General features: G+C 39.0%; 9 protein-coding genes. All 9 read left to right on the plus strand.

The window, feature by feature from the left end:
* Positions 1-3 precede the first annotated feature (3 nt).
* The 9 genes from LB467_RS13670 to LB467_RS13710 all read left to right on the plus strand — a co-directional run bounded on the left by LB467_RS13670 (position 4) and on the right by LB467_RS13710 (position 10,424).
* On the plus strand, positions 4-1,272 hold the full coding sequence (locus LB467_RS13670; protein WP_224474607.1) for a TolC family protein: 1,269 nt from the start codon (positions 4-6) through the stop codon (positions 1,270-1,272).
* Positions 1,259-3,016, plus strand: coding sequence for an efflux RND transporter periplasmic adaptor subunit (locus tag LB467_RS13675; RefSeq protein WP_224474608.1), 1,758 nt, complete (start codon positions 1,259-1,261; stop codon positions 3,014-3,016). Before LB467_RS13670 ends, LB467_RS13675 begins: the two co-directional genes overlap by 14 nt.
* A 143-nt stretch (positions 3,017-3,159) precedes the next feature.
* Positions 3,160-3,642: a DUF305 domain-containing protein gene (locus LB467_RS13680; protein WP_224474609.1), complete on the plus strand. Its 483-nt coding sequence runs from the start codon at positions 3,160-3,162 to the stop codon at positions 3,640-3,642.
* Between the two features lie 35 nt (positions 3,643-3,677).
* On the plus strand, positions 3,678-4,382 hold the full coding sequence (locus LB467_RS13685) for a PepSY domain-containing protein (protein WP_224474610.1): 705 nt from the start codon (positions 3,678-3,680) through the stop codon (positions 4,380-4,382).
* Between the two features lie 43 nt (positions 4,383-4,425).
* The gene (locus LB467_RS13690) at positions 4,426-4,992 is read left to right on the plus strand and encodes a DUF3347 domain-containing protein (RefSeq protein WP_224474611.1); all 567 of its coding nucleotides are present in this window, start codon (positions 4,426-4,428) and stop codon (positions 4,990-4,992) included.
* Between the two features lie 58 nt (positions 4,993-5,050).
* The gene (locus LB467_RS13695) at positions 5,051-5,617 is read left to right on the plus strand and encodes a helix-turn-helix domain-containing protein (protein ID WP_224474612.1); all 567 of its coding nucleotides are present in this window, start codon (positions 5,051-5,053) and stop codon (positions 5,615-5,617) included.
* 386 nt (positions 5,618-6,003) lie between these two features.
* Positions 6,004-6,324 carry a four-helix bundle copper-binding protein gene (locus tag LB467_RS13700; protein WP_224474613.1) on the plus strand — a complete coding sequence of 107 codons (321 nt, stop codon included), beginning with the start codon at positions 6,004-6,006 and terminating at the stop codon, positions 6,322-6,324.
* Positions 6,325-6,473: 149 nt separating this feature from the next.
* Positions 6,474-9,170, plus strand: coding sequence for a heavy metal translocating P-type ATPase (locus LB467_RS13705; protein WP_224474614.1), 2,697 nt, complete (start codon positions 6,474-6,476; stop codon positions 9,168-9,170).
* A gap of 33 nt (positions 9,171-9,203) precedes the next feature.
* Positions 9,204-10,424, plus strand: coding sequence for a permease (locus LB467_RS13710; protein ID WP_224474615.1), 1,221 nt, complete (start codon positions 9,204-9,206; stop codon positions 10,422-10,424).
* The last annotated feature ends 536 nt before the right edge of the window (positions 10,425-10,960 follow it).

The raw sequence follows: 10,960 nt of genomic DNA on the forward strand, positions 1-10,960 counted from the left end.
ATAATGAAAATAGACACAAAAAAAATAATTATAAGCTTGCTTTTAATTCCGCTTTGGGGGGCGGTGGGATTTGCCCAAGATTTAGAGAATTATCTCCAAATCGCAGCAGAAAATAACCCGAAGCTACAATCGGCTTATACACAGTTTGAGGCAGCATTGCAGCAATCTCCACAGGTTTCTTCTTTGCCCGATCCCACGCTTACGGTAAGCGCATTTGGCAGGATGATAGAAACCCGGTTGGGTGCCCAGGAAGCCCGGTTTAGCTTTATGCAAATGTTTCCGTGGTTTGGCACTTTAAGAACAAAAAGGGAAGCCGCAGATTTACTGGCAGAAGCTCGATTTCAGGAGTATCTGGCGACGCGGGCCGATTTGTTTTTCGAAATCAAAAAGGCTTATGCTGAGCTTTTTGCCATCGAGAAGACTATTACTCTAAAGGAGGAAAATCTGGATGTTTTAGATTCATATCGCGAACTTTCCCTTAGTAAGTTTAGAAGCGGAAGTTCAAAAATGGTTAATGTAGTGCGGGTAGATATTGAACGGGAAGAAGCTTTAACCGAAATTGAACTTGAGGAAGAACAATTGCAAAGTTTAAAGAAACAGTTTAATCTTTTACTGAATAGAGAGCGAGAAGCTGAGGTTACACTCCAGGATACTTTGATTTTTAATTCTGAAATGCAGAATAAAATAATTAATCCTGAAGAAGCTTTTAAAATGCATCCTGAACTTACCAAATTCGATAGGGAACGGGAGGCTTACGAAAGTCGCGCAGAAACAGCTCAAAAATCGGGTTTACCTAATTTTGGGATTGGAGTGGATTACTCGATTATTTCAAAGCGCACAGATGCAAATCCGCCTATGAATGGCCAGGACGCAATAATGCCGATGTTTTCTGTGAGTTTGCCAATTTTCAGAAAAAAATATAAAGCCGCCGTACAGGAGGCCGAATTAATGCAGGAAGCAGCAATTCAAAATAAAGAAGCGCGAGAGAATCAGTTGCAAAGTGAATATGAGAAAACTGTGTACGATTTAAATAAAGCTGCTAAACTGCTAAAGCTTTATGAAAGGCAAATAGAAAGTTCTGGCCAGGCAAATAGACTTTTGATTTCAGCCTTTAGTAACAACGATGGTGATTTTGAAGAAGTACTTCGAATGAACCAGGATATTTTAATGCTGAAAACTCAGCAGATAGAAGCCTTGAAAGCCGGATTTACGGCTCAGGCAAAAATGGATTATTTATCAGCTAAAACTGAAAATTACGATGAAACGAACTAATTATATATGGAAAGCTGCCGGAATTCTTATTGTGGGAATTTTACTTGGATACCTGTTTTTTGGAGGTGGAAATGATGTTGAAGAAGCTGAAGATCACGATCACTCTGAAATGAGCGAAGATCAAATCTGGACCTGTTCTATGCACCCTTCAGTACGACAAAATGAACCGGGAGATTGCCCAATTTGTGGAATGGATCTTATTCCGGTTTCGGTAGATGAAAGCCAACTGGATTTAGACATGTTTGTGATGAGTGAAAACGCACTGAAGCTTGCAAATGTAGAGACCATGGTTGTTGGAACAGGGGAAACTTCAAAAGAAATTCGGCTTAACGGCAAAGTTGAGGTAGACGAACGCAACACTTACACACAGTCTACTCATATTCCGGGGAGAATTGAACAATTGCGTGTGAATTTTACGGGTGAAAAAGTGAATAGGGGTCAGGTTTTGGCCAGCGTTTATTCGCCAGATCTGGTAACTGCGCAGGAAGAATTATTGCAGGCAGCCGAGATAAAGGAAAGTCAGCCGGAGCTTTTTGAAGCCGCAAAACAAAAGCTTAGAAACTGGAAAATTAGCGAGGCTCAAATTACCAGTATGCTAAGCAGGGGTGAGACCATAGATCGTTTTCCCATTACCGCAGATGTAGGTGGTGTAGTGACCGACTTAATGGCCGAGCAGGGCGATTACCTGGAACGGGGAATGCCTATTTACGAAATCGCGAACCTGGATAAACTTTGGGTGCTTTTTGATGTCTACGAGAGCAATATGTCCTGGATTAAAGAAGGCAATACGATTAAATATACTATTCAATCTATACCGGGTGAAACTTTTGAAGGTGAGGTGAAGTTTGTAGATCCTCTGTTAAACAGCAATACCCGGGTTGCCACTGCCAGAGTGGAGGTTGATAATCAAAACAGGCGTTTAAAACCGGGAATGTTTGCCACAGGAATTATAGAAAATAAGCTCGACTCGGAAAATGAGGGAATTGTAATCCCACAATCTGCTGTTTTATGGACGGGAAAACGCTCTGTGGTTTATGTAAAAGAAGATGTACAAAGCGGTGCAGGATTTAAGCTTAGAGAAGTGGTTTTAGGTTCTTCTTTAGGCGATTCTTATGTAGTGGAAGAAGGTATAAGTGAAGGCGAGGAAATTGTGGTAAACGGAACCTTTACGGTAGATGCTGCAGTACAGCTTTCCGGAAGGCCCAGTATGATGAATCCAGATCAACAGCAGGGGCGGCCAGCAGGATCAAGACACGATCATGGGGTTAATATGCAGGAGTCACATCTGGAAGTTAAGGTGGGAAATGAAGCTAAAAAGGAACTGGAAAAAGTTCTCAACTCTTACATGACTTTAAAAGATGCCCTTGTAAATGATGATTATGCCGATGCAAAACAAAAAGTTTCAGAATTAAATTCACTCCTTGGTTCTTTCAATATAACTCTTCCTTCAGCTGAAGAAAATATATGGGAAAGCTTTAGAGAGGAGCTAAGCACCGCTGCACAAGGAATTTCTTCCGCAGAAAATATTCAGAATATCAGGAGCGGCTTTGACGAATTATCTGAAACTATGATAGGAATGGTAAAAACATTTCAATTGGGGGAAGGGACACTGTATGTGCAACATTGCCCTATGGCCAACAATGATAAGGGCGCCGATTGGTTGAGTCTTTCTAGAGAAATTAGGAATCCTTATTACGGTAGTGCGATGTTAAGTTGTGGAGAAGTGCAGGAAAGTATTGAATAATTTATGATTACAAACAGGTTTATGGGAAGTTTAGCTGATGTTTAACATTTTAGGGAAACCGATAAGTTAACTTTATAGTGGATTGGAAGATCATTAGATCATTAGAAAATAATAAAACTAAAACCAATTAAAAACCAACACTTATGAAATCAGGAGCAAAGGAAGATCAAATGAAAGGAAATAATTACGGGCGATTTTTTTTAATGCTGGGGCTTTCCTTTATAGCTATGTACATTACAATGTACCTGAATACTTATCAAATAGACCATGTGTATTTTAGCCTAACCCGGTTTTATATGACGTGTTTAGGGATTGCTGCTATGGCGGTTATTATGCTTTCACTAATGCTGAAAATGTACCAAAATAAAAAGAAAAATATTGCAATTTATATAGGCAGTCTGGTGTTGTTTTTAAGTGCCTTAGGTCTGGTGAGGGCCCAAAGCCCGGTGATAGGCGATGTGCTATGGATGAAAGCCATGATTCCTCATCACTCAATTGCTATTTTAACAAGTGAACGTGCCGATATTGAGGATCCGGAGGTTAAAAAACTAGCTGAAGATATTATTAAAGCGCAAAGAGAAGAGATCGCGCTAATGAAGAAATTGATTGAGAAGCTGGAAAAATAAAATTTATATAAGTTTGTTGAATTAAAAGCCTAAAAGTGGTTAAACGAAAAACAGCGCTCAAATTAAGACAGGCTCACAGGTACCTTGGGCTTTTTATAGGAATTCAGTTCATCATGTGGACCATTAGCGGTATGTATTTTAGCTGGACCGATCTTGATGAGATTCATGGAGACCATTTTAAGAAAGAATTTGTAGAAAATCCATCTTTTTCCAATCTCCAGTGGCCAGGAAAAATACTACCTGTCACTCCGGTTAGTTCATTAGAGCTCAAAGATATTGGAGGTGAAGCCTTTTACCTGATTAATGGTAATAGCTTGATCAATCCCAGAACGGGAGAAAACAGGCAGGGAATAACCCAGGAAGAAGCCCTGAAAATTGCTAAAAAACACATGCGGGAAGATCTGCAGGTAGCAGGTATTAAACTAATCAAAGAAACCGGAGACCATCACGAATATAGAAGTGGCGCTTTACCGGCTTATGTAATCTCCTATAAGGAACCTACCGATCTTAAAGCTTATGTCTCGGTTCAGGATGCCACATTCAGGTCAGTGCGTCATCGTGACTGGCGATGGTTCGACTTTCTATGGATGACCCACACGATGGATTATGAAGGCAGGGATGATTTTAATAATCTGGTACTTCGAATCTTTTCCCTGATGGGACTAATTACGGTTTTGAGCGGTTTCGTGCTTTGGTATATTTCGTCACCATCAGTAAGAAAACTTCAAAAACGATTTTAAATAAGAATAATTTTAAACACAAATCAGATTAAAAACAGAAACAATGAAAAGAAATCTTAGAAGCTTAACAATGCTTAGTCTTATCGCAGGAAGTTTAGTGATATTTTCCTGTAAAAATGAAGAAAATAAAGATGATGCGCCGCAGCCTATGCAGAATGAAATGCACCAGCCGGATGACCAGACTACAACTGGAGAATATGGGGGTGACAAATTAGAAGCAGAATTTAAGGATGAGAATACTGCCGAAATCTATAATTTATACGTAGAAATTAAAGATGCTTTTGTAAATACCGATGCTGAAGCTGCAGGTGAAAAAGCAGCCGAACTTGCTGAAAAGGCCGGTGAAAATGAAGAAATTGCCGCTATTGCAACTACTATTGCAGAGAGTGACGATGTAAAAAAGCAGCGAGAAGAATTCTCTAAACTTACCGTAGCTATGGAGCCTGTTTTGACAGATGCTTTAGAATCTGGCGAAATTTATAAGCAATATTGCCCAATGGCTTTTGAAGGAAAAGGTGATTATTGGTATTCTAATTCCAAAGATATTTTTAACCCGTATTACGGTGATAAAATGCTGAAATGTGGTAGGGTAGAAGCTACTATTCAATAACTAATTTAATCCTACAGGGTTTTCAAAACCCTGTAGGTCTTTTAACTGAAAAACTATTTTGAAAGAAAACATCCTGCATATAAAAAATATGGTTTGCGATCGCTGCCTTGGGAGTGTTAAGAACACTTTAGAGCAACAAAACCTTAAATATGAACACATAAGTTTAGGCAGGATCGAGTTTAAAAAAGAACTTTCAAAAGATCAATTCCATCTTTTGGAAAAAGAGCTAAAGGCCAATGGATTTGAAATCGTAGCCGAAAGAAACGACAAAATCGTGACCGACATAAAGTCTTTGATTATAGCATTGGTCTACGAACATAAAGATTTTGGAAATTATAAGCTTTCAGAAGTTTTAAGCGAAGAGCTGCATTACGATTATAGCCATCTTACCAGTATCTTCACCAAAGCCGAAGGACAAAGCATTCAAAGTTTTCAGAATAAAATAAGAGCAGAGCGTATTAAGGAATTACTGGAATATGATGAATTGAATATTTCAGAAATTGCCGATAAAATGGATTTTGGCAGTGCTGCTTATCTTTCTACTTTCTTTAAAAAAGAAACGGGCTTAAATCCTTCACAATATAAACTCAAGCATTCAGAACGAAAGTCTCTGGATAAATTATAATTAGTTTTTTTGCCACGAATTCTCGAATCATTTTTTAGAAAATGGTGGTTTGATTGATTAGTTTCTTTCTGTTTTAGAGAGTTTACTCGATAATCGAGATTTAAATGCTCCGAGGCCTTCCCGAATCATTCAGGCGGGCTTGCCTCGAAATCAGGATATTTTTTTCATTAATGCCTCTTGGCCTGCCCCCAAGGTAGTTTACTTTCCGAAATTTATATTAAAATCGTCATGCTTGTTTCAGTATCTAATATCTTTTGAGTTTAAGTCTGTAAGGAAATTTTCAGGCTCCATATTTCCCCGTTTTCTTATAACTTCTTACCATAATTTTAAAACTCATTACGGTTTATTGTGCTTAACTTTGGGTTAAACCATTAAAAACCAATATTATGAGAAACGAAAAATTGCTAAGCACCCTAGGGAATTGCATTAACCACTGCAATTATTGTGCTGATGCCTGTCTGGATGAAGACAATGTGAAAATGATGAAAAACTGCATTAGAACCGATAGGGTTTGTGCAGAGGTTTGTAGCACGCTTAACCAGGTGTTGGTTACCGGTTACAAAAATGTAGACGGACTCGTAAAATATTGTATCGAAGTTTGTAATGCCTGTGCCGATGAATGCGGCCAGCACGATCACGATCACTGCCAGGAATGCGCCAAAGCCTGCCGTGAATGTGCAAAAGCTTGCGAAGCATATTTGGCTTAAAATTTAAATTTTTAAAGGCTGTTTGAATTTGTTTTCGACGTCATGCTGAACTTGTTTCAGCATCTAAGTTGAAAGATATTAGACCCTAAAATAAATTCAGGGTGACGAAATTAAATAATTCAAACAGCCTTTTCTCTCCAATAAAATCTATGAAACACAGCTATCAAATTTCCGGAATGACCTGTATGGGTTGCAGGGCCCACGTTGAAAATACCTTAAAAAATGTGGAAGGGGTGACCAATGCCCAGGTAAATCTCGAAAAGGCCTTGGCCGAAATTGAGATGAAGAAACCTATTAAAATTGAAGAATTTCAGAAAACACTGCAGGATAGTAATTATGAAATTTATCGAGAGGATGAGATGTCTCAAACTTATTCCGTTAGTGGAATGACCTGCAAGGGATGTAAGGCTCATGTTGAAGAAACATTAAAAAAAGTTGAGGGAGTAAAAAGTGCAAAAGTAAATCTTGAAAAATCTGAAGTAAAAATTTTTTCTAAAGAGAATGTCCCTTTAAAGAAATTGCAGCAGACCTTAAAGGATGATGGTGACAACTACCAAATTCATGAGCCGGGAAAAGAACCGAAATCAAAAAAGCAAAAAACTAAAGGAAGTGGCACCGGAGTTTATTATTGCCCTATGCATTGCGAAGGGGATAAAACTTATGACGAACCCGGAGATTGCCCGGTTTGCGGAATGGATCTGGTTGAAGAAGCAAGTCTAAAAGCACAATCGACAACCTACACTTGTCCCATGCATCCTGAAGTGGTGCAGGATGGTCCCGGTTCCTGCCCAAAATGTGGGATGGACCTGGTGCCTAAAGAACCCGAAGAATCTTCAGAAAGCAAATCCTACAAAAAGCTGCTGAAAAAGTTTAAAATCGCGGTTGCGTTTACCTTACCTATTTTCATTATCGCAATGTCTGAGATGATTCCGGAGAATCCCTTGTATGATGTTTTAGAAATGAAATACTGGAACTGGGTACAGTTTGGACTGTCAATTCCCGTGGTATTCTACGCTACCTGGATGTTTTTTGAACGCGCCTGGCGATCTATAAAAACCTGGAACCTCAATATGTTTACGCTTATTGGCATTGGTGCCGGGGTGGCCTGGCTTTTTAGCGTTTTTGGTATGCTGTTTCCAGATTTCTTTCCGCCACAGTTTAAAACTGAAATGGGTACCGTGCACGTCTATTTTGAGGCCGCAACGGTGATTCTGACCCTTGTATTACTGGGCCAGGTTTTAGAGGCCCGAGCACATAGTAAGACAAATTCGGCGATAAAAGAGTTGCTGAAACTCGCTCCGAACAAAGCGATAAAGGTTGTTGATGGCAAAGAAAAAGAAGTTTCTATAGATGAAATTCAAAAAGGAGATATTTTAAGGGTAAAGCCCGGCGATAAAATTCCGGTAGATGGGATTATTGAAAAAGGAAACTCCAGCATAGACGAGTCGATGATTACCGGAGAACCCATCCCGGTTGATAAAGCTGAAGGCGAAAAAGTGAGTTCGGGAACCATTAACGGAAACCGGAGTTTTACAATGAAAGCCGAAAAGGTAGGAGAGGAAACCCTGCTTTCACAAATTATAAAAATGGTGAATGATGCCAGTAGGTCGCAGGCCCCTATTCAGAAATTAGCCGATAGGATTTCAGCTTATTTCGTTCCTGTGGTGGTGATTATTGCAGTGATCACTTATATTGTCTGGGCTATTTACGGGCCCGAACCTCAATATGTTTATGCCCTGGTGAATGCTATCGCGGTATTGATTATTGCATGTCCATGTGCTCTTGGCCTTGCCACACCAATGTCGGTTATGGTGGGTGTTGGGAAAGGTGCGCAAAACGGGGTGCTGATCAAAAACGCCCGTGCCCTGGAGCAAATGGATGATATTGATACCTTGATTATCGATAAAACCGGAACCATTACCGAAGGCAAACCCAAAGTGGAAAAAGTTGAAGTGATTTCCGAAGGAAATAAAGATGAAATTATAAAACTTATAGCCTCGGTAAATTCACAAAGCGAACACCCATTAGCAAAAGCCACAGTAGATTTTGCTAAAGAAAAACAGCTGAAATATACAGAAGCTTCAGATTTCAATTCGGTTACCGGGAAAGGTGTGACTGGAATGGTAGATAATAAAAAAATTGCCATCGGGAATGACAAGCTGATGCAGGCGGAAAATGTTGAAATTCCTTCAGAAATTACCGAAAAGGTAACTGCTGAACAGGAAAAAGGCAAAACTGTCTCCTTTGTTTCTGTAGAAGGGAAAATAGAAGGATATTTCACAATTACCGATCCCATTAAAAAAACAAGTAGGGAAGCTTTGAAATCTCTAATGGATGACGGGGTAGAGGTTTATATGTTTACCGGTGACAATGAGAAGACCGCTAAATCTGTTGCTGAAGAACTGGGGTTAACCGGATTCAAAGCAGGAATGCTTCCGGAAGACAAGCAAAGCGAAGTGAAAAAACTTCAGCAGGAAGGCAAAAAAGTAGCGATGGCGGGGGACGGAATAAACGACGCGCCCGCGCTGGCACAGGCCGATATTGGGATTGCGATGGGAACCGGGACCGATGTTGCTATAGAAAGCGCGGAGATCACTCTGGTTAAGGGTGATCTAAAAGCAGTGAAAAAAGCAAAAAGCTTAAGTAAGAAAGTGATGCGAAATATTAAGCAGAACCTGTTTTTTGCTATGATTTATAATACGCTTGGAGTGCCGATTGCTGCCGGGATTTTATACCCGGTTTTCGGGCTTTTATTATCACCGATGATTGCTGCCTTGGCAATGAGTTTTAGTTCGGTTTCGGTGATTGCTAATGCGCTGAGGTTAAAAAATACTAAATTACAGTAGCTACTATAATCTACCTAGCCAAAAATTAATTAAATGCAGGATTTTTTAAGTAAGTGGGGAGAAGCGGCATACACCAGTGCCGGTTTTTTTTGGATGGCTTTATGGGCCTTTATTCTGGGGTATGTAATAAGCAGTTGTATCCAGATTTTCCTAACTGAAAAGCGCATGGAAAGAACTATGGGGAAAGATGAGTCTAAGAGTCTTCTATTGGGAGCTTTCTTTGGTTTTATAAGTAGCTCCTGTAGTTTCTCTGCATTAGCGTCTACCAAAAGCCTGTTTAAAAAAGGTGCGAGTTTTTCTTCCTCTATTGCTTTCCTTCTTGCTTCGACCAACCTGGTTATAGAGCTGGGAATTTTAATTGCGATCTTTTTAGGCTGGCAATTTGTAGTAGGAGAATATGTAGGTGGAATATTGCTTATTCTTATCAGCTGGATATTGATTAGGCTTATCAATCCGCAGAAATTAATTAAAAAAGCACGAGAACGGCTCGATGAAAAAGACGATGGTGAAGAAGATTCTGATAAATCCTGGAAGAAGAAAGTGAAATCTGAAACCAGTTGGGCCAAGGTTTCAAAGCAATACGCAATGGAATGGAAAATGGTTTGGAAAGATGTGACCCTGGGATTTACCGTTGCGGGGGTTGTTGCCGCCTTTGTTCCGGATTCTTTCTTTCAGACTTTATTTATAAACACTGGAGATGGAAATACAGACTTTAGCTTTTTTACTATTCTTGAACATATTATTGTTGGTCCAATTGCTGCCTTTTTGACTTTTATAGGGTCTATGGGAAATATTCCTTTGGCAGCGCTTCTCTTTGGGAAAGGAGTGAGTTTTGCGGGAGTAATGGCCTTTATTTTTAGTGATCTGGTAGTTTTTCCCGTATTAAGAATTAATGCAAAATATTATGGCTGGAAAATGTCTTTCTTTATACTTTTCCTCCTTTTTGCTGCGCTTGTTGGTACTTCCTTATTGTTGCATTACGGGTTCAATCTTTTTAATTTATTACCAGATCCATCTGCAGTAAAAATAACCGATGCCGAACACTTTAAAATAGATTATACTTTCTGGCTGAATATGCTCTTTTTGGCAATTTCCGGGATTCTAATTTATCTTGGGTTTTTTAAGCGAGCAGATGTGATGCATATGAAGGAAATGGCACCTAAAAGTCAGTTGCTGGAAACAAGCTTGAAATATATTGCTTTTGTATGTTACCTGTGGCTTGCCGGAGGACTTATAGCTAAGTTTTTTCTCTAATAAAAATAAAAAGAGAGCAGAAAAGGAGATAAATTTTATTTGGCTCAGATATAAAATTTAGATTTTCAGTTTTCCTTATGCTGCTCTCATTTCAAAATTCAAACAAACTCAACTAATTTATCTAAAAGAGTCCCACTTTGATCTTTAGAAATCTAATCTAAAAAATCTTTTTCATAGCAATTTAAGTGGGGCTTTTGTTTTAAGACTTTAAAATTTTAAAAAGGTTTAATTTAAAACATAAAAAAAACCACCGTGTAGGGAGAGGGCACTGAAAAACTATCTCCTTTGAGGTAATTTTATGAAGGCGATCAAGCAAAAATATATTTTTTGACTTGGTCGCTTTTTTTATTGGTGATTTTTAAGGTGTAGATATTTTTATTATTCTATGCCTCAAAATGGTCTAATAACCCTTCTGATCGCTTTTTAAGCTTACTTCCCTCAAGATCTCGGACTTATATAGTTAATTTAAGAATTCTCTTGAGGTTTACGGCGAAAATAGCAAGTGCCCCCTGCATTTGCATACTATGGATACCATA

The organism is Salegentibacter tibetensis (assembly GCF_020164485.1).
Lineage (GTDB): Bacteria > Bacteroidota > Bacteroidia > Flavobacteriales > Flavobacteriaceae > Salegentibacter > Salegentibacter tibetensis.